The sequence below is a fragment of the Pseudomonas sp. SZ57 genome, assembly GCF_009495975.1.
Lineage (GTDB): Bacteria > Pseudomonadota > Gammaproteobacteria > Pseudomonadales > Pseudomonadaceae > Aquipseudomonas > Aquipseudomonas syringae.
Genome location: NZ_WIBD01000010.1, coordinates 102146 through 126251, shown reverse-complemented (window position 1 = coordinate 126251; position 24106 = coordinate 102146). Strand labels below are relative to the sequence as shown.

Here is a 24106-nt window from a genome sequence, read left to right as displayed (position 1 = left end):
CGCTTATAAAGCCTCACAGGCCACGCTCGAGAAAATCCGGCTCGAGGAGCCGGACCGACTCATCAGTCGTTGCTGGCCTTGCCTACGGCCTGCAGGACGTACTGCGGCAAGGCGAACGCACCGATGTGGACTTCCGGATTGTAATAACGCGTAACAATACCGCTGCCCGAGAAACGCTGACGCAGGGTTTCCAGCGGCAGTTTGCGATAGCTCTTGTTGGTTGAGCCCCAGGCGAAGGTCATTGCTCCGCCGATGTAAGTAGGGATCGCAGCGTGATAGAAATGCCAGTCGGCAAACAGACCGTTCATGCGCCCGGCCGTGGTCTGCACACCGCTCAACTGCATGAAAGGCGTGCCGTTCTGGGTGACCAGAATGCCGCCTTCGTTGAGGCAGCGATGGCAGGCCTGATAAAAGTTTTCCGAGAACAGGACTTCACCCGGGCCGATCGGATCGGTGGAGTCGGAGATGATCACGTCGAACTTCTCTTCGGTGGTCGCGACGAAGCGCATGCCATCGTCGATGACCAGGTTCAGACGTGAATCGTCGAAGGCACCGCTGGAATGATTGGGCAGATATTCCTTGCACATCTCGACCACGGTCGCATCAATCTCGACCATGGTGATGTGTTCGACGCTCATGTGCTTGGCAACTTCACGCAGCATGCCGCCGTCGCCGCCGCCGATGATCAGCACACGCTTGGCTGCACCGTGTGCCAGAATCGGCACATGGGTGAGCATTTCGTGGTAGATGAATTCGTCCGCTTCGGTGGTCTGAATGACGCCGTCCAGCGCCATGACACGGCCCATGCGCGGGTTCTGGAAGATCACCAGGTGCTGGTGATCGGTACGTACTTCGTGAAGCATTTTTTCCATACGAAAGCGTTGGCCGTAGCCTTCGTATAACGTTTCCTGATAATCGCTCATGGGTAAGCTCCCGCTGGGTACTGATGACAGGACGGCCGACCGCCCACAACAAAGGCGCGCATTCTACGTCGAGGAACATGACAGGTCGAACCTCTATGCAGCTTAGAGTGTCACTGCCGCCGCGAATGCCCCGCGCATGAAACGAAAAACGCCTGATTACCCAGGGTAATCAAGCGTTGTTTGCCCAGCGTGTGGACGTATCACATGCGTACGTTGCCACGCGGCCCGAGGATTGCCCAGATGATCAGGCCCACCACAGGAAGCAGTACGATCAGCAATACCCAGAGGATTTTCTTGCCGGTCTCGGCACCGCTTTTCAAGACGTTGATGATGGCCCAGATATCGAGCGCCAGAATGATCAAGCCGACCAGGCCGTTGAAGCTAGAACCCATGGTGTTGCCCCTAAATTGAATGCTTACCCTCCTAGGATAGTCGCGCCGTTCGGGGGTTCCGTTGAACCAACCTTATATTCTCGGGCTCCCAGACGGGGTCGACTTCATATTTCAGTCACCCTTGCTTCTCCCCCTTTACAAAGGTAGCCCTATCAATGCCTACGCCCGCATCATCCCGAACGCCTTGGGCGGCCTGGTTAAACCAGCTTCAGGGCAGCCCGCTGGTAAGCCTGGGCTTCGCCCTCGCCCTGCTGATCGTCGTCGGCCTGGGTGGCATCAGTCTTTACAACGCTTTCTATGGCACCAGTCAGGTCAACTTCAATCACGCCTTGCTGGGCGGTATCGCGGGCTTTCTGGCGACGGCGCTGGGCGCAGTAATGGCGGTTGCACTGCGCAATGTTTCGCAACGCGCTCAGGACATCATGCTCGGGTTTGCCGCCGGGATGATGCTGGCGGCCAGCTCGTTCTCGCTGATTCTTCCAGGCCTGGAAGCCGCCCGGGACATTACCGACAGCGGGCCGTGGGCCGCTGCGACGGTTGTCGCCGGTTTGGGGTTGGGTGTGCTGCTGATGCTGGGGCTGGACAAGTTCACCCCGCATGAGCATGAAAGCGTAGGCCGCCAGGGACCTCATTCGGAACGGATCAGCCGGGTGTGGCTGTTCGTGCTGGCGATCACCTTGCATAACCTGCCCGAGGGCATGGCGATTGGCGTCAGTTTCGCCAGCGGCGACATGAACGTCGGCCTGCCATTGACCACCGCCATCGCCATTCAGGACATTCCCGAAGGGCTGGCCATTGCGCTGGCCCTGCGTGCGACCGGTCTGTCGGCCTTCAAGGCGATGCTGGTAGCCATCGGTTCCGGCCTCATGGAGCCACTGGGCTCACTGGTGGGCCTGGGTATCTCCAGCGGCTTTGCCATCGCCTATCCGCTGAGCATGGGGCTGGCGGCAGGCGCGATGATCTTCGTGGTGTCCCATGAAGTCATCCCGGAAACCCACCGCAATGGCCATCAGACCTCGGCAACCCTGGGCCTGATGGGCGGCTTTGCGGTGATGATGTTTCTCGATACGGCGCTGGGTTAACCGCGCAATGCCTGCAGTGCGGGTGCGGCATGGATGCCGGCCGATGCTGCCAGCTCGACTACGCGCGCTTCGTCACGGCCGTACACCAGCACCGCTTGCAACTCGTCATCCAGTGGCTGACTGAAGTTCATCAGCACATAGCCGCCCATCTCCTTGTTCATGCTGCTCAACTGAATCTGAATGCGATTGAGCGCAACCAGCGGCTCGACCTTGGCCAGCTGCCTGGGCTTGATGTTGAAGGTCACGTCCTTGCCAAACGACTGAACGATCTGCTCGAACAGGTCCATGTAGCTGTCGGCCTGGAACAGAACGGTTTCCGGCAGACTGCCCACCACGACCCACTCGCCCAGCGGGATCGGGAATGTATCGTCGTAGTTGATATCAGGGTTGGCGGCCAGAAATGCCTGCGGATCGGCATACGCCTGCGCGGCTTCATCGGCGATATGCACGATCTCATCGTCGCCCATGCAGCCGGAGCTGACTTTGCTGATTAATTCGACCAGTGAGTCTTTCATGGGGGCGATCCTGATAGCGGGCAAAAAAAGAGGCGCGAAGGATAACGGTAAATCCAGCGCGCCTCTATGTGTTCATGCCTTGCTGTCAGTGCACTCGCTGTCAGGACCGGGCTGGCTGCACGCCCATTCTGGTCAACTGCTCGATGGTGACGGTCGCGCCCATTGCCTGAGCGGCGCCCAGTGCAGTGATGCCCTTGGCATCGGTGGCATGCGGGTCAGCGCCCTGACTGATCAGGTAATCGACTATTTCGTTGCGATTGAACATCGCCGCCATCATCAGTGCGGTACGCCCGTCAGCAGAGGCACCGTCTATATCGGCACCCGCCTCGACCAGCAACCTGACCACTGCCAGATCGCCCTTGAACGCTGCGCCGGCGATGGGGCTCTGGCCGTTATCGTTGCGGATTTCAGGATCAGCCTTGTGGTTCAGCAGCACACGGACCGCATCCGCATGGCAGTGATAGCTGGCCAGCATCAGCAGCGTATCGCCCTTGTGGTTGCGCAGATCTGCCGGCAGGCCCTTTTCAAGCAGACGCTCAAGCATGACGGCATTTCCCTGGCGAGCCACATCGAATACCTGCTCGGCGAACTCGGCAGCTTCGTCTTCAGTCATGGTTTTCGAAGCGCTGATATCTGTATCGGTCATTAACTACTCCTTGGCGCACGGTACTCCGGGTATGCGTTGACCCGGCATCGATAAACACACTGACCTCAACTCTCGCCAGCTGTTCGATCAGCATCGATCCGGATTCGCAATGCCTGCTCTTGATCGCCAGAAGCTATGCAATCCCCCTTCTGCCCGATCCCCATCGTGCAAGAAACGGCAAAATGCAGGGCGCACGACGGGTGTTCATGCAAAATGCACGAAGCCTGAAAATAGAGGATATTTCAAGTTATTGATTTTAAAGGATTTAATTTAAGGGAAAGTCTGGCACAGACACTGCAATAGTACTTGCAAGCTTGTTATCCCATGAGCAATGGAGCCGCCTCACATGACTTTTATTCAAGAAAAATTCGCTTCCGTATTCTCCGACTACACAGTAACCACTCAGCCGCGTCCTGATGGTGGTGTTCTGTTGTCACTGCGTACCCAGGATGGTAAGCAGATCCGTCGCTCAGTCTCTTATGCTCAGCTGCACACTCCGGTTCAACTGGAATGGGTAATCAGCGCCATCCGCCGTGACCTGGCTGCACAAGCCAGCGAGCTGCCAGCTATCTCGATGCTGCAAAGCCAGCACCGTTTTGATCTGCCGACGTATCACACACGTTGATTTTGCCCGCCACCCTCTTGGGTGGCACCCGCTGTACGCTCTCTCATCCCTTGTTTGCCGCGATTACACTTTGTTCTCGCGGCTTTTTTTTGCCTGCGTTTTGTCGACCCGCTACCTGATCAGACCACGACAAAGTGCTTCACCCACCGCCTGTGCCCTGTTGGCAACGCCCAGCTTGGAGTAGATGGTCTTGAGGTGATACTTCACCGTCGACTCCGACACGTCTCGGATCATCGAGATTTCCCAGGCCGTTTTCCCGTCTCTGGCCCACTGCAATACTTCCAGCTCGCGATGGGTCAGACCGCGTGAACAGAACTTCAGACCTCGCGCGACACTGTGCAGTACCGGCATGAGACTGCTCATGAGGTACTTTTGTTCAGCGCTGATGGGCCGCTCCACTTCGCCCAGGGTACACACCGATGTCACGCTGTCCGCACCACGGCAATGATTGGTGTAGCCATAGGAGATGGCCGGAAGTAGTTCACAGGCGTCGACGAGCTCGTCATAAAAGGCGGATACCGGGTATTGCCTGAACGCCTCCTGCCAGTTAAGGAAGCCCAGTTGATTGCGATAACAACGGATCACCGGGTCTTGCGTGATCAAATCGTGCTGGCGGTAGGCATCGCCCCAAGCTTCGTCGACGTTGGAGGTGATGAACGTCAGCAACACCGGGCCCTTGAACTGAAAGAACATCGCGCGCTCGCTGTTGCATTCGCGCCGTAACCATTCGAGTGCATTTTCGATGGCGGTCTGCCCATCGAGCTCGCTAATCGTGCTCACCATCTGCTGTATCAATAAGTCCCTGGTCGCGCTTTCTGTCATGGCACTGCCCATCGCTGCCGCTCCTTCTTCGCCCGGGAATCGGTACAGGTGTTGTCCGTGACCCAGTGACGATGGCGCAGAACTTACACGAATAATCACGTTGAAAAACGGCGAACAGAACAAACAGATTCAACGCACTTTCAACCAGGCAACAGCTCACTCGAAAGCAGGAAACGTCCTACAAAAGTAGTGTGTGAGCCTTGCGGCAGGCAGGTTTCAATGCAGCGGCATCAGGACGATGCCGCGCACAGCAGGCGGAAGTCTTCTAGAAAGAGGCTGGGTCGATAAGCGCAAAACTGGCTACATACCGATGCCCGGCAAGCGCCCCGCCATCACGCGCAAGACCACAGGTGGCCATGCCGGCGGCCTGTGCAGCATCGAGTTCTTCGACGATATCCGACAGGAACAGAATGTCCTCGGCAGGACAATCCATTGCCTGGGCGATCGTGCGGTAGGACTGCGCTTCGCGCTTGGGGCCGGAAGTCGTATCGAAGTAACCGCTGAACAGGCCGGACAGATCGCCCTCCTCGGAACAGCCGAAAATCAATTGCTGAGCCTGAATCGAGCCCGAGGAATAAACGTAAAGTCGGTAGCCCTGTTGATGCCAGTGTTTCAAGGCATCGACAGCATCCTGATAAACATGGCCCTTGAGCTGTCCAGCGTTGTAGCCCTGCTCCCAGACCATCCCCTGCAGGGCCTTGAGCGGTGTGGCCTTGCGGTCTTCGGCGATCCATTCCAGCAATATTGCAATGACGCGCTCGACATCGGCGTCCGGCTCACCGGCCAGGTCGCGCACCGCCTGCAACTGCTGCGCCACGGCGGGTTGCTCGGCATTTTCGCGAACGAATGCGGGCAGGTGCTTTCTGGCGAACGGAAACAACACGTCGAACACGAAACTCACTGCACTGGTGGTGCCTTCGATATCCGTGAGGATAGCTTTGATGGGCATCAGAATGGGGCTCCTGTCAGTCTTCCAGCCGTGGAAAACGGCCGGCAATGTCTTCACCGGTAAAGTTTGCTACCCAGCCTTCCGGATTATTGAACAGGCGGATGGCAACGAAGTGCGGGTTTTCGCCCATATCGAACCAGTGCCGCGTGCCGGCCGGTACGGAAATCAGGTCGTTCTTTTCGCACAGCACGGCGTACACATAGTCGTCGATGTGCAAGGTAAACAAGCCCCGCCCGGCGACGAAAAAGCGTACTTCGTCTTCGCCGTGGCGGTGTTCTTCAAGAAACTTGGCGCGCAATTCGGCTTTTTGCGGGTGATCGCTGTTGAGGCTGATGACGTCCACGGTGACATAACCGCGTTCGGTCATCAGCTTATCGATCTGCGTGCGATAGGCGCTGATCACCTCTTCCTGACTGGCACCGGGAGTAATCGGCGTGGCGGCCTCCCAGCGGTCGAACGCCACGCCATGCTCGGCCAGCGTCGACGCGATGTCTTCCAGATGGGTCAGCACCTTGTTGGGCATATCAGGGCTTGAAACGTGATAAACGGACAGGCTGCTCATGCGTGAATCCTCGGTTTGGTGCAACGCCCTCCGGCTTTTACAGGCCGGTCAGGCTTACAGGCTGGTTTGGCAAGACGTTGTCAGCGGTTCAATACCGCACGCATTTTCAGTTCGCACTCGAACAGGAACTCGAACGCTTCGATCTGGCGCAAGGCATCGCTCATTTTCGCCCCCCAGGTGTAGAGACCATGACCGCGGATCAGGTAGCCAGCGCACTCGGGATGGGTGTCCAGCCAAGGCTGCACCTTTGCCGCGAGACGGGCAATGTCCTGATCGTTGTCGAAAATCGGCACCACGACCTGCGACTCATGAGTGACCACGCCGCTAAAGGCCTTTTGCAGCTCGTAATCCTCGAACACCAGATGATCGGCCGTGGTCAGCCTCGACAACACCGTCGCGTTCACCGAGTGGGTGTGCAACACCGCGCCGACCTGCGGCCTGCAGCTGTATAACTGGGTATGCAGCAAGGTTTCGGCAGACGGCTTTTTACCCGGCTCAAGGCTGTTGCCAGCCAGATCGGTGGCCAGCACATCGTCAGGGCCCAACTGGCCCTTGTGCTTGCCGGACACGGTCAACAGCGCCTCACTGGCAGAAAGGCGCGCGGAGTAATTGCTGCTGGTGGCAGGCGACCAGCCACGGCCGTACAGAAAACGCCCGGCCTCGATGATTTCCAGGCTCAATTGTTCGCGGCTCATACACCTTCCTCTTTCTTGGGTGTGACAATCATGACGGCAGCGGCAAAGGCTGCAAGGCTGGCAATGGCAAAGGTCCAGGCCGGCCCCAGCGCGTTCCAGCTGTAACCGGAATACAGAGCGCCCAAGGCTCCGCCGACCCCGGACAAGGCGGCATACAGCGCTTGCCCCTGACCTTGCTGACGTGGGCCGAAGCTACTTTGAACGAAATGAATGGCAGCGGCGTGAAAGCTGCCGAACGTGGCGGCGTGCATCACCTGCGCAATCAGCAGCGCGGTGAGGTGATCGGCAAACAGACCCAGCAGCAGCCAGCGCGATGCGGCCAGCAGGAAGCTGGCGAACAGTACCTGGCGCACGGTAAAGCGCTGCAGAACCCGGCTCATGACCATGAACATCAGCACTTCAGCCACCACGCCGACCGCCCATAGCAGGCCGATCAGGCCGCGGCTGTAACCGAGTTCTTCGAGGTGCAGGGTCAAAAAGGTGTAATACGGGCCATGGCTGAGCACCATCAGCGCGACACTGAGGTAGAACGCCCATACACCGGGTCGCGCCAGTTGCCTGAGAAAGCCGCCCGCCCCGGTTTCGCGGCTCGACGGTGCGGGATGCGCATTCGGCACCCACCAGCTGCTGACAACGATACCCGACATGATCGCCAGCGCGATGTAGGGGAACAGGTCCAGGCTGAACCATTCGAATACCCGCCCCAGCACCACGACGGCCAGAATGAAACCGATCGAGCCCCACAGGCGGATCTGGCTGTAACGCGCGGTCTGGCCTTGCAGGTGTGCGAGGGTGATGACTTCGAACTGCGGCAGGACGGCGTGCCAGAAGAACGCATAGAGCGCCATGACCATCGCCAGCCAAGCATAGCTTTTTTCGACCAGGATCAGCGAAAACGCCAGCAACGTGCAGATGGCGCCAGACCGCACAATGGTCAGACGCCAACCGGTGTGATCACCCAGCCACCCCCAGAGATTGGGCGCGACGCAGCGCATCAGCATGGGAATGGCGACCAGCTCGCCGATCCGTGCGCTGGAAAAACCCAGATGATGCAGGTAAAGAGCCATGAAAGGCGCCGACAGGCCCAGCAAGGCGAAATAGCATACGTAGAACCCGGACAGCCGCCAGTAAGGCAGCTGCCCGCCGGCAGGTTGCGCCACGCTAGCAGTCCGCAACCGTGACGGCGTGCATTACACCTGCCCCAGCACAGGTGTGTTGACGCTGACGTCGGCGTTCTGACCGCGGTGACGCAACAAGTGATCGAGCAGAACGATGGCCATCATTGCCTCGGCAATCGGCGTGGCACGGATGCCGACACACGGGTCATGCCGACCCTTGGTGATGACGTCGGCGGCGTTGCCATCGACATCGATCGAACGCCCTGGCGTGGTGATGCTTGAGGTCGGCTTGAGCGCCAGGTGCGCGATGACCGGCTGGCCGGAGGAAATGCCGCCGAGAATGCCGCCCGCGTGATTGGACAGGAAACCCTGTGGCGTCATCTCGTCGCGGTGCTCGGTGCCACGCTGGGCAACACAGTCGAAACCGGCACCGATTTCCACACCCTTGACCGCGTTGATGCTCATCAGCGCGTGGGCCAGCTCAGCATCCAGACGATCGAAGATCGGCTCGCCGAGACCCGGCATCACGCCTTCTGCGACCACGGTGATTTTCGCACCGACCGAGTCCTGATCACGTCGCAGCTGGTCCATGTAGGCTTCCAGTTCCGGGACCTTGTCAGGGTCGGGGCAGAAAAACGCGTTGTCTTCTACCGAATCCCAGGTCTTGAACGGGATCTGGATCGGGCCCAGCTGGCTCATGTAGCCGCGAATGACGATGCCCTGGCTTGCCAGATACTTCTTGGCAATGGCCCCCGCAGCCACACGCATGGCGGTTTCCCTTGCCGAACTGCGTCCGCCACCGCGGTAGTCGCGGATGCCGTACTTGTGGTGATAGGTGTAATCGGCGTGGGCCGGGCGGAACAGGTCCTTGATCGCCGAATAGTCTTTGGATTTCTGATCGGTGTTGCGGATCAGCAGGCCGATGGAGGCGCCGGTGGTCTTGCCCTCGAAGACACCCGAGAGAATCTCGACCTCATCGGCCTCCTGACGCTGCGTGGTGTGGCGGCTGGTGCCCGGCTTGCGTCGGTCCAGGTCGCGCTGCAGGTCTTGCAGGTCCAGCTCCAGCCCCGGCGGGCAGCCGTCGACGATAGCGACCAGCGCCGGGCCGTGGCTTTCGCCGGCGGTGGTGACAGTGAACAGCTTGCCGAAAGTGTTGCCGGACATGCGGGCGCTCCGAAAAATCAGCCAAAAAACCAGATCGTTAAACCAAGCGCGCCAGTATACGCAGGCTCGCGGTTCAGTTCATCCTCGAACCTTCTGTCACCGCGTGCGTCCAAGCGTGACTCCCCCAATGATGGCCTTGCGATGTTATCCGGTATTTCCCTGCTTCGAGTTCCCAACGCGCTGCGTCTGCTGGCCGTGCCGATAACCCTGATCCTGAGCCTGACCGCCGCAACCGCCAGCGCTGCGGCGCCCAGCGCGGTGCAGCGGCCGATAAGCGTGGACACCGAAAACGGCAAGCTGTACGGCACGCTGCTCATGCCGCGCTCCGACAAACCGGTACCGGTGGTGTTGATCGTCGCCGGTTCCGGCCCCACCGACCGCGACGGCAACAACCCGGAAGGTGGACGCAACGACAGCATGAAACGTCTGGCGGTGATCCTGGCCAGCAACAATATCGCCAGCGTGCGCTACGACAAACGGGGCGTCGCGGCCAGCAAGGCGGTCACACCGGATGAACGCAACCTGAGCGTCGAGCGTTATGTGGCCGATGTGCAGCTATGGGCCAGAGCGCTGAAAGCCAACCCGCGCCTTGGCCAGTTGATTCTGTTGGGCCACAGCGAAGGCGCGCTGGTGGCGACGCTGGCGGCTGAAAAGGTAGGTGCAGCGGCACTGATTTCCGTGGCCGGCACCGGGCGACCGGTGGATCAGGTGCTGCGCGAACAGTTTCAGGAGCGCCTGCCCCCGGACCTGCTGCAGCGCAGCGATCAGTTGCTCGACGAACTCAAGGCCGGCAAGACCGATGACAACGTGCCCGCCGAGCTGGAAGTGGTCTTCCGCCCCAGTGTCCAGCCGTACCTGATCTCGCTGTTCCGCCAGGACCCGGCGGAGGCTTTCGGTGCCTTGCACATTCCGGCGCTGATCGTTCAGGGTCGCAACGACATTCAGGTCGGTGTGGGTGACGCGCTGCTGCTGCAGAAAGCCAGACCGGATGCACAACTGGCCTTGATCGACGGTATGAATCATGTGCTGCGCATCGTCCCGGACGATTTGCAGCAACAACTGCTCTCCTACCGCAATCCGACCCAGCCGCTGGCCAGTGAAGTGACCGAGCGGATCCTGAGCTTCATCAAGGCACTGCCCAACCCGGAAAAAAGATCGGCAGCGCGTTAGTCAAAAGTCCTTCAGTCCTGGCGAATCTGGCCGATAGCAATGTGCTGGCCCTGTGTTCCGGCACCTTAGTGTTTCGGCACCTTTATGCCCCGGCAAACGTGCTCCGGGGCAAGGCCCAGGAAAGGACACCCTTATGACAGACGCAAATACCATGACTGAAACCCTCGCAGAACCGGCCAGCGCAGAAGTCGCAGTGCCGGTGCCACCGCAGCCGTGGGAAGACGTTCTGCCCGAAAGCTTTCAGATGCTGCGTCTGTCGCCGCTGCCCACCGACGGCGCGACCGGCGGCCGCCCTCTGCGCTTCGTACAGTTCGGCCGTGCCGAGCGGCACAGCAAGGCTTTGAGCCTGCTGCGCATCACGGTGCAATTGCCAGGTCAGCGGGTCCGCAAGGAACAGAACCATCTGGATATCTGGGCCGACCACGAAAAACGCATAGTGCGCTTCGGTCCCGATTCAGGCTTGCAGATCGAGCCATGGAACCGCGGTATCGGACGCTTCATGATTGCTCATGCGGTGCATTGGGCGCAGAAAAGATGGTCTTCCTACAAGATTGAAGGCGTGGCGTTGGCCAGCAAGGACGGTCTGAACGAAGACACACGTCTGCGTCGCGATCACTTTCTGCGCACTCTGGGTTTTGAAGTGACGTATGCCGATGCCCAGCACATGAAAGGCGCGATCAAGGATGTACACGTCGGCAACCTGCACAGCACCTGGAACAACGACAAGGTGCAGATCATCGAGATTCTCGAAGCCTCGCAGATGCTGGAAAAGGCCGAGAAAAATCTGATCGAGCAGGAAGTGACGATTCGCCAGCATGAAGACCGGGTCAGCAAGTACAAGCGTGAAGACAGCGGCCTGCGCTTCACGATTGCCTGTCTGGTGACCTTCGCGGTGTTCCAGGCCGGGCTGCTGATCTGGATCGCGACGCACCGATAAAAGACGCGCCTATAAAAAAGGGAGGCTGATATCAGCCTCCCTTTTGTCTCAGCCTCAGCCGCTTATCGCGGCTGTCGAGCTCAAACCTTTGACTGGAACAGTGCCTGATGGTCGCGGCACTGTTCTGCCGTGAGCATGAACACACCATGCCCACCCCGCTGAAAGTCCAGCCAGGCGAAATCGACCTCCGGGTACAGCGCCTGCACGTGCACCTGGCTATTGCCGACCTCGACGATCAACAGGCCCTTCTCGTTCAGATGATCCGCGGCCTGGGCGAGCATGCGGCGGACCAGGTTCAGACCATCGCTGCCACAGGCCAGCGCCAGCTCTGGCTCATGCTGATACTCGTCGGGCATGTCGGCAAAGTCTTCGGCGTCCACGTAGGGCGGGTTGGACACGATCAGGTCAAAGCGCTGACCCGGCAGGCCATCGAATCCGTCGCCCTGAACGGTGTAGACGCGATCGTCCATGCCGTGACGCTCGATGTTCTGATTGGCCACTTCCAGTGCGTCATAGGACAGATCGGCCAGGGCCACCTCGGCATCGGGAAAGACCTCGGCGCAGGCGATACCGATGCAACCGGAGCCTGTGCACAGATCGAGAATCCGCGCCGGGTCATCGGCCAGCCAGGGGGCGAAACGCTCTTCGATCAGCTCGGCGATGGGCGAACGCGGGATCAACACGCGGTCATCGACAATGAACGACATGCCACAGAACCAAGCCTCGCCCAGCAGATACGGGGTTGGCACACGCTCGTCGATGCGCCGCTTGATCAAGCGTTGCAGGTCGGATATTTCGTCGACTTCCAGACGGCAATCCAGGTAGCTGTCGGCAATTTCCCAAGGCAAGTGCAGCGCCCCCAGCACCAGTTGCCGCGCTTCATCCCAGGCATTGTCGGTGCCATGACCGAAAAATACGTCTTCCTCGTGAAAGCGGCTGACGGCCCAGCGTATATGGTCGCGCACGGTACGCAGACGGGAAGTGATCATGGACAAACTCCTTGAAAGGCAACGAACTGCTGTAAGACGAGCCCCGGTGAACAGTCTGGTTACGAACAACGTGCATTCTTCGTACCCGATAGGCGGGGAAGTTTCCATGATTCGTCTACCGCCATCAAGGCAAACCGCCAGCCACCCCCTCCTCCAACTGCCCTGCAGGCCATAAAAACCGTGGCCTGCGATGGTTGCCATTCCCAGAACGCTTCAGCCAGAGGACAATGTCGCAAAAGCCCCACACAAAGGAGCCCGTGAATGTCCGATTTAAAGACCATGTTTCAGCTCAGCGGCCGGGTGCATGCGCCCGCCCATCTGAGTAACGCGACGCTGATCATCATCGACGCGCAAAAAGAATACCTCCGAGGCCCGCTGGCCCTGACCGGCGTCAGGGAAGCGATGGCCAACATCGGCCGGCTGGTCGAGAAGGCACGTGCGGTCAAGTGCCCGATCGTTCACATCCGCCATCTGGGCACCGTGGGCGGCCCGTTCGACCCACATGGCGAGCGCGGGGAACTGGTGCCGGAGCTGTTGCCGCAGGGCGATGAACACCTGGTCGAGAAACGCCTGCCCAATGCCTTCAATGGCACCGGACTGCATGAACTGCTGCAGAGTCTGGGGCACCTGGACCTGATCGTCTGCGGCTTCATGAGCCATTCGAGTATCAGCACCACAGTTCGCGCCACCAAGGACTACGGTTATCGCTGCACCCTGGTCGACGATGCCTGCGCAACCCGTGACCTGCCGAGCCCGCACGGCGTGGTCAGCGCGGAGATCGTGCACAGAACCGAGATGGCAATCATGGCCGACAACTTCGCCACCCTGGCACTGACCAAAGACCTTGTCTGACGCTACACAGGCGAGGAAACGTGTGACAGCGTTCACATAACCGCCCATCCTTTGCCGTCATGCATCGCCCCGAAGGCGGGAACCACCCCTCCTTCCCCGGGTCAGAGCGCCGATACTCCATTGAGCTGATACCTGTTGAGGAAAAGGCATGAAAACGTCAGATGGTTTCGATGCACGTCGCCTGCGCCCCAGGGGTCAGGGCAACTGGGGCAAACGCATCGGTACGCTGATCGCACTGCTCCTTGTGGTCGCCGGCCTGTTGCTGACTGTTGCCGGTGCCTCCAGCCTCACGGTTCATCCGCAGATGCTGGGCGAACTCAACGCCAGCCCGGGCGGCGCGGCGTTTGTCGCCATCGGCGGATTGCTGGTGCTGTACATCGGCGTCTGGCTGTGGCGCCGCTGCCGTCGTCAGCGCAGTGGCGGCGGCTTGAGCATCTCTTCGCACCTGATGAAAAAACACAACTGACCCTCTCGCCTGAACGGTTAGAATGGCCTCCTTCGCGGAGGCCCCATGCAAGACGACGATTTTTCCCTGTTCAGAAGCGAGACACGCGGCGTCAAGCCGCTCAAGCATGAACACGCCGATGTCGGCAAACCCAAGACCGATCGAAAAATGCTGGCCCGCCTGCGCCAGTCGGCGACTGTGCGCACCGACTCGGTGACCGTCGACGGCTTGTCGGATCAATTCGTGATCGACGTCGGCCCTGAAGATGTCCTGAGCTGGTCGCGTGACGGCGTGCAGGAAGGTCAGATGCGCAAGCTCAAACTCGGGCAGATCAGCTTCGAGGGCAGCCTGGACCTGCATGGCATGAGCGTGGAAGTGGCGCGTGAAACGCTGTGGGAATTTCTGGCTGAAGCTACCCGCCTGGAAGTACGCTGCGTACGCGTCACCCATGGCAAGGCGGTACGCCTGGACGGCAAGCGACCCATGATCAAGAGCCACGTCAACACCTGGCTGCGTCAGCATCCGCAGGTACTGGGCTTTTGCTCCTGCCTGGCCAAACACGGCGGTGCAGGCGCGGTGTACGTGATCCTCAGGCGCACCATGATGGAAGGGCGCGACGAGTAGAACCCGCCGCGCCCTTCCAGTCAGTCAGACTCGTACGCGGGGCAGCATGCTGCCGCCCCGCTGTTGACTCAGCGACCCGGGCCAGGACCGCCAGGACCAGGACCACCGCCCTCATGATGCCCGCCACCGCCGCCATGTCCGCCCGGGCCAGGCCAGAACGGCCAGCAACCGGAAACCGACGACAGTACAATCGCGAACAACGCTATTTTTGCTACTCGACTCAACATCCGGGTTTACTCTCTAGACAGGCAATGGATTGATGACCTGCCTACTCAGACCGCAATGGACACCGGAAGTGGGTAGCGATCTGGTCGCCAACGTGTAAGCGAGAGGATACAAAAGCTGTAAAAGCGGATTTTTCAGGGCAAACAAAACAACCGCCAGACACAAAAAAGCCATACGACTTTGGACCTGACTCAGACGACTCACTGCCCTGGCATAGCTATCGCAGGCGTTCAGAACCAGACCTTGAATGCAAGCCATGAAAAAACCAGAGCAAATACTGCACCGGATGCAGCAGACACCAGAACGTTTCGTGGTTCATGGGCAGGCATGTTGCGGACCTCGTTGCCCAACTGCTCGAGGTCTTCGCGCATCCGCTTAATGACTTGATCGTGACTCATACTCATCTTCTCTCGAAATGCCGATTCATGCGTTGCGTACACACTTTCGCTTGGTCCAGACTGAATCTCAAGCGCTGCAAGTCGCTGTCCGCTACTGGGTACTGGCTGCCTGGAGCTTGTGGATGAAAGCGGCAGCAGTAACGATTACGGTAATCAACCCACCAGCCGCCACAAATGGATAAAAGCTCGTTTCGCGCTGGAGCTTATTGGCCTCCGCGATCATTTTTCGTGCCTCAGCCACAAACTTGTGAACCTCAGCCTGGAGTTTCTCAAGTTCCAGCTCGTCCTTTTGACTCGGCATCCAACCTCCTATCAGACTCTGGCCTGCATCTCACAAGCCGCCTTCATGAAGCAAGGATACGCTTCACATCTGCTTTGCAAACGCTTGAAAAAGCTACGGCATATTTCATTCCAGCGCTCCAATCAAGGCAACAGAAACGCATGTCGGAGAGCCCAAGCCAAAACGCATGCTCCCTGCATTCGCTTTTCTGCGACACTGAAAAGCACCGGGCTATAGCGCAACGCCGGGCAAAGTCTAAAAACCGGCGCTGATTGCGAAAGCATTACGAGGCCACGGCAGTACAACTGCGAGCACACCTACGCTACCATGTGCCCAATCGCCGGGATAAACCCCGCATTCATCGCCAATCAACGAGATCCGCAGGTTACGTATGCGAAATCGCCCAACTCCACTGGAGCGGGATCGGCAAACGGGACACCAGCTCGATTGGTAAAAAATCGGTACAGCCCCAAACGTACCGCTCTGAAACCTATACGGAATCACCCTCTGTGACACTGGAACAGAATTACACCGCCATCCTCGGGCAACTGGGCGAGGACGTCTCGCGCGAAGGTCTGCTGGACACCCCCAAGCGCGCCGCCAAGGCCATGCAGTATCTGTGTCGCGGTTACACGCAGACCCTGGAAGAAGTGACCAACGGCGCACTGTTCAGCTCCGATGCCAGTGAAATGGTGATGGTCAAGGACATCGAACTGTACTCTCTGTGTGAGCACCACCTGCTGCCGTTCATTGGCAAGGCACATGTGGCCTACATCCCGCAGGGCAAGGTGCTTGGCTTGTCGAAAGTGGCACGAATCGTCGACATGTATGCCCGTCGTCTGCAGATCCAGGAAAACCTCAGCCGCCAGATCGCCGAGGCCATCCAGCAGGTCACCGGCGCGCTCGGCGTTGCTGTGGTGATCGAAGCCAAGCACATGTGCATGATGATGCGTGGCGTCGAGAAGCAGAACTCGGCCATGATCACCTCGGTGATGCTGGGCGAGTTCCGTGAAAACGCGGCCACCCGCAGTGAGTTTCTCAGCCTGATCAAGTGATCGTTCAGCCTGCGTTCACCTGCCGTGAGGCACGCTGAACGCACGGTTGGGCACGCCACCGCCCGCAAGAGGTATGACCTTGTTCATGAAAGCGTTAAGAGTCGGCCTTGGCCAACTCGTTATCGGCATTGATTTCCTGACTCGCCCGAGCAGGAAAAAACGTGACCCGCAGGCCCAGGCGGCTGTCGCCGAAGCGGCTCAGGACCTGACGCTGTATCAGTTCCATGCCTGCCCGTTCTGCGTGAAGACGCGTCGCGCCCTGCACCGCCTCAATGTTCCGGTCGCGTTGCGCGATGCGAAAAACAATGAGCTCGATCGCCAGACCCTGCTTAACGAGGGCGGCAGGATCAAAGTGCCTTGCCTGCGTATCGAGGAAGGCGACAAAACCGTGTGGATGTATGAATCCAAGGTGATCATCGACTACCTGAACCAGCGCTTCGGAGCGATCTGACCGCTGTTTGCCCGGCGCCTCTCAGCGCGGGCAACCTTCCTCGCGACAGGCCACATAGGCTTGCAGTTGCTTGAGTCGTACGCGGGTCTGCTCGGCCAGGCATTGCGACTGCAGCAATGGCCAGATAGAGCCTGAGTCCTCGGGCTTGCCCGTCTGATACAGGCAGTCGGCATCACGCAGGGCTATCCACTTTCGTTGCGCATCCTTGAGTGCCTGCTTTTTCGCCGGGGTCTTCAACCACGCCATTTGCGCGTTGTACTGTTTGTTTAGATCGGCATCAAGCGCTGCCTGTTCATTGGCAGCGCAACGGTTCATGCTGGTCTGATTGGCATCGCAGTCCTCGGCCTGGGCCGAGCAGCCGATCCCCAGCGCAATGAAAGCGCCCAGAAGTACGATTGGAACGCGCATACATTTCCCTTTGTTCAAATGACGGATGTGTCAGTCCAGCATACCGATATAACCCGGCTGTGCCTTGACCCGATCCAGCCAACGGCGGATCCCGGTATAGGGTGCCAGATCAAAACCGCCCTGATGCGCGACGTGGGTGTAGGCATACAAGGCAATGTCGGCGATGGAAAAGTTCTCGCCGACCAGAAACGGCGTACGGTCGAGCTGCTGCTCCATGACCGCCAGTGCGCGATAGCCGGCCTTCTGCATGGCGCGGTACTCGGTCATGCGTTCGGCCGGCAGGCCCAGATAGAACTGGATGAAACGAGCCACCGCAACCGACGGCTCATGGCTGTACTGTTCGAAGAACTGCCATTGCAGCACCTGGGTGCGCAGCCTCGGTTCGCTCGGCAGGTATGAAGAGCCATCAGCCAGAAAGTTGAGAATCGCGTTGGACTCCCACAGGCAAGTGCCGTCTTCCAGCTCCAGCACCGGAATCTTGCCGTTGGGGTTCTTTTCCAGAAACGCCGGGGTCTGGGTTTCGCCGTTGAGAATATCCACCGGCACCCACTCGTACTCGCTGCCCAGCAGGTTAAGCATCAGCTTGACCTTGTAGCAGTTGCCCGAGTTGTAATCGCCATAAACCTTGTACATCAGACTGCTCCCTTGCTGCGTCTATGTTGACGTCTTGAATCAGGCGGCCTGCAGAAGGTGTGCTGCGCGGACCACCGACGCCAGACGTTTTATACCCTCATCGAGCCGTGCAGGGTCGATATGGCTGAAATTGAGCCGCAAGTGACCGTGATTGGCGTCCGGATCGGCAAAGAACGGTTCGCCCGGCATGAACGCCACATCGTGCGCCAGCGCTGTATCCAGCAAGGTGCGCGTGTCCAGCGGCTGCTTCAGCGTCAACCAGAAGAACAGTCCGCCTTGCGGGCTGTTCCAGGTGGCCAGGTCGGAAAAATGCGTTTGCAAGGCGCTCTCGAACGCATCACGACGGCCCCGGTAAAACTCGCACAGCGTCACCAGATGCTCACGATAGTGCTCAGTACCAATCCACTGCAAGGCCTGCCACTGGCCGAGGCGATTGGTATGCAGATCGGCCGACTGTTTCAGACGCAGCAAGTGCGGAAACAGATCGGGGCTGGCGATCAGATAGCCCACTCGCAGGCCCGGCAGCAGCGTCTTGGAAACCGTGCCGGTGTAAATCCAGCTGGCCGTCTTCAGACCGCTGACGATCGGCCTGGCACTGCCGCCGTCAAAGCTCAGTTCACGATACGGCTCGTCCTCGATCAACGTGACACCGAACTCGTCGAGCAAGGCCGCAACGGCATCGCGACTGGCCTGGCTGTAGCGTACCGCCGAGGGGTTCTGGAACGTCGGGATGAGGTAGGCGAACGCTGGCTTGTGCTGCTCCAGACGCTGACGCATGGCAAGCAGGTCCGGGCCTTCGGCCTGCAGCGGCACAGTGATGCAGTCGGCGCCGAACAGCTGAAATATCTGCAGCGCCGCCAGATAGGTGGGCGCCTCAAGAAGAATTTCGGTGCCTTTGTCGATGTACAGCTTGGCCGCCAGGTCCAGTGTCTGCTGAGAACCACTGACCACCATGACCTGACGGGCGTCGCAGTCGATACCCAGGGCACGGGCATCGGCGGCCAGCGCTTCGCGCAACGCAGGTTCACCTTCGCTCATGCCGTACTGGCCCAGCGCAACAGGCATGTCGGCCCACTCTACTTTGGGTAGCATCGCCTCGGCGGGCAGACCACCGGCGAACGACATCACTTCCGGACGCTGAGCGGCGGCGAGGATCTCGCGGATCAGAGAACTTTTCAGACGGGAAACGCGTTCGGAGAAAGCCATGGCAGTTACCTGTAGCCGAGACAATTGGAAATACGTCAAACTGGTTGACTCAAATTACGACGATCAACCCGGATACGTCAACATGCTTGACCTTAAAAAACCTGCCAATCAACAAATGGCCATGGAAGCGTTCTTCTTCGGCTATCAGGCATTCACTGCCAAGGCTGATGAAATACTGGCCAGACGCGGCTTCAGTCGCGTGCACCAGCGCATCGTCTTTTTCATTGCCCGCTACCCCGGCCTGAGCGTCAAGGAGCTGCTCACCGTATTGGGCGTCAGCAAACAGGCCCTCAATGCCCCGCTGCGCCAGCTGATCGCCATGAATCTGGTGCACAGCGCGGCCCCCGAGAATGACAAGCGCAAACGGCTGCTGGGCCTCACCGACGAAGGCGCTCTTTTTGAACAGGGCTTGCGCCGCGAACAGGTCAAACTGCTGCAGCGGGTGTTCGCCGAGGCGGGTCAGGATGCCGTGGATGGCTGGCTGACGGTCAATCGGGCGCTGGGGCAGACCCTGCAGTCCGGCGCCTGCCCGACCGGGGCTGACGCCGAGTAAACGCCACGGCTGTAACTGTGCTGGCGTTTACTCGTGTCGCTGTATTGCAAGGCCGAGCGGCCAGGCGTTTAGGCTTGGCGCCCTTTGCTACCTGCCCGTTTCAAGGAACGCCCAGCATGAACCAATCCCTCAAGGTGCCATTGCGCCCGCTGACAGACTCATCGCCGTCGGCGGTGGTGGCCGGTTTCATCGCCATGATGACCGGCTGCACCAGTTCGCTGGTGCTGATGTTCCAGGCGGGCCAGGCGGCAGGGCTGAGCAGCGTGCAGATTTCATCCTGGCTGTGGGCGCTGTTCATGGGCATGGCGGTGTGCAGCATCGGCCTCTCGCTGCGCTACCGCATGCCGATTACCGTGGCGTGGTCGACACCCGGCGCTGCACTGCTGATCACCAGCCTGGGCGGTGTCAGCTACCCGCAGGCCATTGGCGCGTTCATCACCAGCGCGCTGCTGGTGATTCTGTGCGGGGTGACCGGCAGTTTCGAGCGTATCGTGCGGCGCCTCCCAGCCTCACTGGCCGCGGCCTTGCTGGCAGGGATTTTGTTCCGGATCGGCAGCGAGATCTTTATTGCCGCACAGCACCACACCCGCCTGGTGCTGGGCATGTTTTTCACTTACCTGCTGGTCAAGCGCCTGTCGCCGCGCTACTCGGTGCTGCTCGCGCTGCTGGTCGGCATCGGCATTTCAGGCATGCTGGGGCTGCTGAATTTTGACGGCCTGGCGCTGGAAGTCGCCATACCGGTCTGGACCACTCCCGAGTTTTCATGGGCGGCGACGGTCAGCATCGGCATCCCGCTGTTCGTGGTGGCCATGACCTCGCAGAACATGCCCGGTGTGGCCGTGTTACGGGCCGACGGCTACTTCCCGCCGACCTCGCCGCTGATATCGGTGACCGGCTTTGCCTCATTGCTCACGGCACCATTTGGCTGCCACGGGATCAATCTGGCAGCAATCAGTGCCGCCATCTGTACCAGCCCTCATGCGCACGAAGACAAGTCCAAACGCTATACAGCGGCGATCTGGTGCGGGATTTTCTATGCAATAGCCGGCATTTTCGGTGCCACCCTGGCGGGTCTGTTCAGTGCGTTCCCCAAGGAGCTGATGCTCTCGATTGCTGCGCTGGCATTGCTCGGGTCGATCACCAATGGCCTAACCGTTGCAATGGCCGAGCCGAGTGAGCGCGAACCCGCCTTGATCACCTTCATGGTGACCGCTTCAGGACTGACGCTGTTTTCCATAGGCTCGGCGTTCTGGGGCATCGTCGCGGGCTTGCTGACCTTGCTGATCCTGAACACACGCAAGGCGGACTAGGCCAGCCGCCAGCAGCGCGGCAGAGACATCAACTACGCGCGGCGGCGGCCACCAGCAGGGTTCCGGCGTCGGCATCGAGTATCGCCTGAGTGCCCAGTGGCACGGCCTGATTGGGATTTCCATGCCCTACCGGCACACCGCCGAGCACCGGAATGCCAAGACTGCCCAGCCGTTCCATCAGCACATCGGCGGGGCTGATGGTGCGGCCAGTGTTCGCGGCAGGCGTAAATTCGCCGACGGCAATGCCGGCCAGAGACGCAAGAATCCCGCAGTTGCCCAGGTGGGTGAGCATGCGGTCAACCCTGTAGGCGGGTTCGTTGACATCTTCGATGAGCAGGATTGCGCCGCTCAGGTCAGGCATGAACGGCGTACCCACAGAGGTGTCGAGGATGCTCAGATTGCCACCCAGCAGCAGGCCCTGTGCGCTGCCAGCCGTTCTGACCCTGGCCGTTGGCGAGGCCGCATCAGCCTTGAGCAAGACCGGCTCGGTGCTCATCAGCACATGGCGCATACCGCTGACGAACAGACCACCACGTTCCAGCTGCGAAGCGACCGGTCCATGGATGGTCGCCAGGCGCGCGTGGTTCCACAGCGCACCGTGCAACGCGGTGATGTCAGAAAAGCCAGTCACCAGCTTGGGGTCACAACGCACCGCGTCCATATCCACCTGCTGGACAATTCTTTGCACGCCATAACCACCGCGAGTGCACAGGACCGCACGGATTTCCGGATCGGCCAGCGCGGCGTTGAGGTCGGCGAGCCGCTGTTCATCGGTCCCGGAATAGAACGAGTAGTTGCCCAGCGCATGCGGATAGACCCGTGGACGCAGCCCCCACCCCTCGAGTACCGCCACCGCAGCCTGGATTTTGCCGGGGTCCACAGGCCCTGCCGGAGATACCAGCGCAACGGCGTCGCCAGCTCGCAGAGCCCGGGGGTGGAGAGTGTTCGAAGAGGTAGCAGGCATAATGTCTTCCAAGCGTTGATCGAACAAGGAATCTAGAGCACTGAGGGGGGGCGACTCAAGCCATATCCGTCGTCAGAATGTTTCATCCGCAGATCCGTCTGAACGCCAGTGGCGCAACGGACTCCTATCAACCACATGGATCAAACGGCATTCGCTGGGTGATCGCTTCTTGCCCGAATGGCGCGATGAGCGTTTGAATCCATTCTTGAACCCTTTTCAGGAGACCCTGCCATGACCGATCTTTCCAACCGCCAGTTCCTGCTCGCCAAGCGCCCTTCGGGCGATGCGCGCCGTGAAGACTTTACCTATCAGGAAGTCCCGGTCAGCGCACTTGCCGACGGGCAGATTCTGGTCAGGAGCAAATACCTGTCACTGGACCCGGCAATGCGTGGCTGGATGAATGAGGGCAAATCCTACATTCCAGCCGTAGAGCTGGGCGAAGTGATGCGTGCCATCGGCGTGGGTGAAGTAATAGAATCGAAAAACCCCAAGTTCGTCGTAGGTGACCATGTTCAGGGACGCCTGGGCGTGCAGGACTACTTTGCCGGTGAACCGAAGGGCTTCTACAAGGTGGACACCAGCCTTGCGCCCCTGCCGCTTTATCTATCGGCACTGGGCATGACCGGCATGACCGCCTACCTGGCGCTGCTGGACGTCGGCCAACCGAAAAGCGGTGATACCGTGGTGATTTCCGGCGCAGCTGGTGCTGTCGGCAGCGTCGCCGGGCAGATCGCCAAGCTCAAGGGCTGCCGGGTCGTCGGCATCGCGGGAGGCACGGCAAAATGCCGTCTGCTGACCGAGGAGCTGGGCTTTGACGCAGCCATCGACTACAAATCCGAAGACGTCATGGACGGTCTGAAACGCCACTGCCCGGATGGCGTGAACGTATACTTCGACAACGTCGGTGGCGACATCCTCGATGCGGCACTCAGCCAGCTGGCGGTCGGCGCGCGTGTAGTGATCTGTGGCGCCATCAGCCAGTACAACAGCACCAAGGCGATCAAAGGCCCGGCCAACTACATGTCGTTGCTGGTCAACCGTGCTCGCATGGAAGGCTTCATCGTACTGGACCACCCGGAGCGCTTTGCAGAAGCGGGTCAGGTCATGGCCGGCTGGATCAAGGAAGGCAAGCTCAAGAGCAAGGAGCACATCGTGGACGGCCTCAAGACGTTCCCGGAAACCTTCCAGATGCTGTTCAGCGGCGAGAATCAGGGCAAGCTGATCCTGAAAGTGGAATAAACCCGCAGGCTTTTCGCAGCGTCACAGCCTTTCTCCGCTATGCGGGTAAAGCGCCGTGACGCTACGCATCCATCCACTCAAGCCAGCTCGGCAACCACCGCCGCCAAGGCCTTCGCCGGGTCAGCCGCCTGGCTGATCGGGCGACCGATGACAAGGTAGTCAGAACCTGCATCCAGTGCCTGACGAGGGGTCAGGATACGACGCTGATCGTCCTGCGCACTGCCCGCCGGGCGGATGCCAGGTGTCACCAGTTGCAATGACGGGTGAGCGGCTTTCAGAGCCTGTGCTTCCAGCGCCGAGCAGACCAGACCATCCATCCCGGCTTTCTCGGCCAGAGCAGCGAGGCGCAGCACCTGCACCTGCGGGTCGATGTCCAGACCGATACCGGCCAGGTCTTCACGTTCCATGCTGGTCAGAACGGTCACACCGATCAGCAACGGCTGTGGACCGGTGCGCTGCTCAAGCACTTCCCGGCAGGCCGCCATCATGCGCAAGCCGCCCGAGCAGTGCACATTGACCATCCACACGCCCATCTCGGCCGCCGCCTTGACCGCCATCGCCGTGGTGTTGGGGATGTCGTGGAATTTCAGATCCAGAAACACTTCGAAGCCCCTGTGGCGCAAGATCTCGACGATGTCGGCCGCGCAACTGGTGAACAGTTCCTTGCCGACTTTGACCCTGCACAGCTTGGGATCGAGCTGATCAGCCAGGCGCAAGGCGGCTTCACGGGTCGGAAAATCCAGGGCGACGATGACAGGAGTCTGGCAGGCGGACATGAGCGTGGTCTCAGGTAAGTCGAAATCGGCGCGCATTGTAGCCGAACCGGCGCACCGGCGGGACCCATAGAACAGCATTTGTCCAGTGGCGGTCGTAA

At 59.8% G+C, this 24106-nt stretch carries 30 protein-coding genes; 12 read left to right on the top strand and 18 right to left on the bottom strand.

Annotated features, from left to right (window positions below):
* Positions 1-62 precede the first annotated feature (62 nt).
* A complete protein-coding gene (gene speE / locus GE543_RS12905) occupies positions 63-923 on the bottom strand; it encodes a polyamine aminopropyltransferase (RefSeq protein ID WP_004410209.1) in 861 nt (286 codons plus the stop codon).
* Between the two features lie 200 nt (positions 924-1123).
* Positions 1124-1315, bottom strand: a complete 192-nt coding sequence (locus tag GE543_RS12900) for a PLDc N-terminal domain-containing protein (protein WP_003315122.1) — start codon at positions 1313-1315, stop codon at positions 1124-1126.
* A 155-nt stretch (positions 1316-1470) separates the two neighbouring features.
* On the opposite strand from GE543_RS12900, the gene GE543_RS12895 reads away from it, so the two are divergent.
* Complete coding sequence (locus GE543_RS12895) at positions 1471-2397, top strand: ZIP family metal transporter (protein WP_016567677.1); 927 nt, start codon at positions 1471-1473, stop codon at positions 2395-2397.
* On the opposite strand, the gene GE543_RS12890 is transcribed toward GE543_RS12895, so the two are convergent.
* A complete protein-coding gene (locus tag GE543_RS12890) occupies positions 2394-2912 on the bottom strand; it encodes a hypothetical protein (protein WP_003371543.1) in 519 nt (172 codons plus the stop codon). The genes GE543_RS12895 and GE543_RS12890 overlap by 4 nt on opposite strands.
* A 100-nt stretch (positions 2913-3012) precedes the next feature.
* Complete coding sequence (locus tag GE543_RS12885) at positions 3013-3558, bottom strand: ankyrin repeat domain-containing protein (protein WP_003436706.1); 546 nt, start codon at positions 3556-3558, stop codon at positions 3013-3015.
* A gap of 346 nt (positions 3559-3904) precedes the next feature.
* On the opposite strand from GE543_RS12885, the gene GE543_RS12880 reads away from it, so the two are divergent.
* Entirely contained in the window at positions 3905-4183 is a 279-nt protein-coding gene (locus GE543_RS12880) for a DUF3509 domain-containing protein (RefSeq protein ID WP_003315128.1), read from the top strand.
* Positions 4184-4294: 111 nt separating this feature from the next.
* On the opposite strand, the gene GE543_RS12875 is transcribed toward GE543_RS12880, so the two are convergent.
* The 6 genes from GE543_RS12875 to aroC all read right to left on the bottom strand — a co-directional run bounded on the left by GE543_RS12875 (position 4295) and on the right by aroC (position 9493).
* A complete protein-coding gene (locus GE543_RS12875; RefSeq protein WP_003343137.1) occupies positions 4295-5017 on the bottom strand; it encodes a LuxR C-terminal-related transcriptional regulator in 723 nt (240 codons plus the stop codon).
* A gap of 253 nt (positions 5018-5270) precedes the next feature.
* Entirely contained in the window at positions 5271-5954 is a 684-nt protein-coding gene (gene mtnC / locus GE543_RS12870; RefSeq protein WP_153221594.1) for an acireductone synthase, read from the bottom strand.
* 16 nt (positions 5955-5970) lie between these two features.
* On the bottom strand, positions 5971-6516 hold the full coding sequence (locus tag GE543_RS12865) for an acireductone dioxygenase (RefSeq protein ID WP_003371536.1): 546 nt from the start codon (positions 6514-6516) through the stop codon (positions 5971-5973).
* A gap of 80 nt (positions 6517-6596) precedes the next feature.
* A complete protein-coding gene (locus GE543_RS12860; protein WP_003415859.1) occupies positions 6597-7211 on the bottom strand; it encodes a methylthioribulose 1-phosphate dehydratase in 615 nt (204 codons plus the stop codon).
* The gene (locus tag GE543_RS12855; protein WP_046237041.1) at positions 7208-8371 is read right to left on the bottom strand and encodes an MFS transporter; all 1164 of its coding nucleotides are present in this window, start codon (positions 8369-8371) and stop codon (positions 7208-7210) included. The genes GE543_RS12860 and GE543_RS12855 overlap by 4 nt, the downstream gene beginning before the upstream one ends.
* A gap of 30 nt (positions 8372-8401) precedes the next feature.
* Positions 8402-9493 (bottom strand): chorismate synthase, encoded by a 1092-nt coding sequence (gene aroC, locus GE543_RS12850; protein ID WP_046237040.1) that lies wholly within the window; start codon positions 9491-9493, stop codon positions 8402-8404.
* Between the two features lie 141 nt (positions 9494-9634).
* On the opposite strand from aroC, the gene GE543_RS12845 reads away from it, so the two are divergent.
* Together GE543_RS12845 and GE543_RS12840 are read left to right on the top strand one after the other, a co-directional pair.
* On the top strand, positions 9635-10663 hold the full coding sequence (locus GE543_RS12845; protein WP_153221592.1) for an alpha/beta hydrolase: 1029 nt from the start codon (positions 9635-9637) through the stop codon (positions 10661-10663).
* A gap of 133 nt (positions 10664-10796) precedes the next feature.
* Positions 10797-11600, top strand: a complete 804-nt coding sequence (locus GE543_RS12840) for a hypothetical protein (RefSeq protein WP_153221591.1) — start codon at positions 10797-10799, stop codon at positions 11598-11600.
* Positions 11601-11680: 80 nt separating this feature from the next.
* On the opposite strand, the gene prmB is transcribed toward GE543_RS12840, so the two are convergent.
* On the bottom strand, positions 11681-12589 hold the full coding sequence (gene prmB / locus GE543_RS12835) for a 50S ribosomal protein L3 N(5)-glutamine methyltransferase (RefSeq protein WP_046237038.1): 909 nt from the start codon (positions 12587-12589) through the stop codon (positions 11681-11683).
* A gap of 261 nt (positions 12590-12850) precedes the next feature.
* Between prmB and GE543_RS12830 the strand changes: the two genes are divergently transcribed.
* The 3 genes from GE543_RS12830 (at position 12851) to GE543_RS12820 (ending at position 14510) form a co-directional block, all read left to right on the top strand.
* Positions 12851-13441 (top strand): cysteine hydrolase family protein, encoded by a 591-nt coding sequence (locus GE543_RS12830; RefSeq protein ID WP_003415854.1) that lies wholly within the window; start codon positions 12851-12853, stop codon positions 13439-13441.
* A gap of 148 nt (positions 13442-13589) precedes the next feature.
* A complete protein-coding gene (locus GE543_RS12825; protein WP_103688206.1) occupies positions 13590-13907 on the top strand; it encodes a hypothetical protein in 318 nt (105 codons plus the stop codon).
* A 45-nt stretch (positions 13908-13952) separates the two neighbouring features.
* Positions 13953-14510 carry a Smr/MutS family protein gene (locus GE543_RS12820; RefSeq protein ID WP_004410179.1) on the top strand — a complete coding sequence of 186 codons (558 nt, stop codon included), beginning with the start codon at positions 13953-13955 and terminating at the stop codon, positions 14508-14510.
* A 455-nt stretch (positions 14511-14965) separates the two neighbouring features.
* Here GE543_RS12820 and GE543_RS27125 read toward each other — a convergent pair whose 3' ends face one another.
* The gene (locus tag GE543_RS27125; protein ID WP_003405800.1) at positions 14966-15133 is read right to left on the bottom strand and encodes a hypothetical protein; all 168 of its coding nucleotides are present in this window, start codon (positions 15131-15133) and stop codon (positions 14966-14968) included.
* A 91-nt stretch (positions 15134-15224) separates the two neighbouring features.
* Positions 15225-15434, bottom strand: coding sequence for a hypothetical protein (locus tag GE543_RS27120; protein WP_178118602.1), 210 nt, complete (start codon positions 15432-15434; stop codon positions 15225-15227).
* Between the two features lie 488 nt (positions 15435-15922).
* Here GE543_RS27120 and folE point away from each other — a divergent pair, with 488 nt between their 5' ends.
* Together folE and GE543_RS12800 are read left to right on the top strand one after the other, a co-directional pair.
* Positions 15923-16468, top strand: a complete 546-nt coding sequence (gene folE, locus GE543_RS12805; protein WP_003343112.1) for a GTP cyclohydrolase I FolE — start codon at positions 15923-15925, stop codon at positions 16466-16468.
* 73 nt (positions 16469-16541) lie between these two features.
* On the top strand, positions 16542-16919 hold the full coding sequence (locus tag GE543_RS12800; RefSeq protein ID WP_153221590.1) for a glutathione S-transferase N-terminal domain-containing protein: 378 nt from the start codon (positions 16542-16544) through the stop codon (positions 16917-16919).
* A gap of 21 nt (positions 16920-16940) precedes the next feature.
* Here the strand turns inward: GE543_RS12800 and GE543_RS12795 are convergent, their stop codons facing one another.
* The 3 genes from GE543_RS12795 to GE543_RS12785 are packed head-to-tail and all read right to left on the bottom strand — an operon-like array spanning position 16941 to position 19166.
* Positions 16941-17327 carry a lysozyme inhibitor LprI family protein gene (locus GE543_RS12795; RefSeq protein WP_153221589.1) on the bottom strand — a complete coding sequence of 129 codons (387 nt, stop codon included), beginning with the start codon at positions 17325-17327 and terminating at the stop codon, positions 16941-16943.
* A gap of 30 nt (positions 17328-17357) precedes the next feature.
* Positions 17358-17960, bottom strand: coding sequence for a glutathione S-transferase family protein (locus tag GE543_RS12790; RefSeq protein ID WP_003343108.1), 603 nt, complete (start codon positions 17958-17960; stop codon positions 17358-17360).
* Between the two features lie 39 nt (positions 17961-17999).
* On the bottom strand, positions 18000-19166 hold the full coding sequence (locus GE543_RS12785; RefSeq protein WP_046237036.1) for a PLP-dependent aminotransferase family protein: 1167 nt from the start codon (positions 19164-19166) through the stop codon (positions 18000-18002).
* A gap of 82 nt (positions 19167-19248) precedes the next feature.
* Between GE543_RS12785 and GE543_RS12780 the strand changes: the two genes are divergently transcribed.
* Together GE543_RS12780 and GE543_RS12775 are read left to right on the top strand one after the other, a co-directional pair.
* On the top strand, positions 19249-19719 hold the full coding sequence (locus GE543_RS12780) for a MarR family transcriptional regulator (RefSeq protein WP_153221588.1): 471 nt from the start codon (positions 19249-19251) through the stop codon (positions 19717-19719).
* 116 nt (positions 19720-19835) lie between these two features.
* The gene (locus tag GE543_RS12775; protein WP_153221587.1) at positions 19836-21029 is read left to right on the top strand and encodes a benzoate/H(+) symporter BenE family transporter; all 1194 of its coding nucleotides are present in this window, start codon (positions 19836-19838) and stop codon (positions 21027-21029) included.
* A gap of 28 nt (positions 21030-21057) precedes the next feature.
* Here the strand turns inward: GE543_RS12775 and GE543_RS12770 are convergent, their stop codons facing one another.
* Positions 21058-21993 (bottom strand): LD-carboxypeptidase, encoded by a 936-nt coding sequence (locus GE543_RS12770; RefSeq protein ID WP_153221586.1) that lies wholly within the window; start codon positions 21991-21993, stop codon positions 21058-21060.
* 231 nt (positions 21994-22224) lie between these two features.
* On the opposite strand from GE543_RS12770, the gene GE543_RS12765 reads away from it, so the two are divergent.
* Positions 22225-23232, top strand: coding sequence for an NADP-dependent oxidoreductase (locus GE543_RS12765; RefSeq protein ID WP_153221585.1), 1008 nt, complete (start codon positions 22225-22227; stop codon positions 23230-23232).
* A gap of 77 nt (positions 23233-23309) precedes the next feature.
* Here GE543_RS12765 and pyrF read toward each other — a convergent pair whose 3' ends face one another.
* Positions 23310-24008 (bottom strand): orotidine-5'-phosphate decarboxylase, encoded by a 699-nt coding sequence (gene pyrF / locus GE543_RS12760; protein WP_046237099.1) that lies wholly within the window; start codon positions 24006-24008, stop codon positions 23310-23312.
* Positions 24009-24106: the final 98 nt, after the last annotated feature.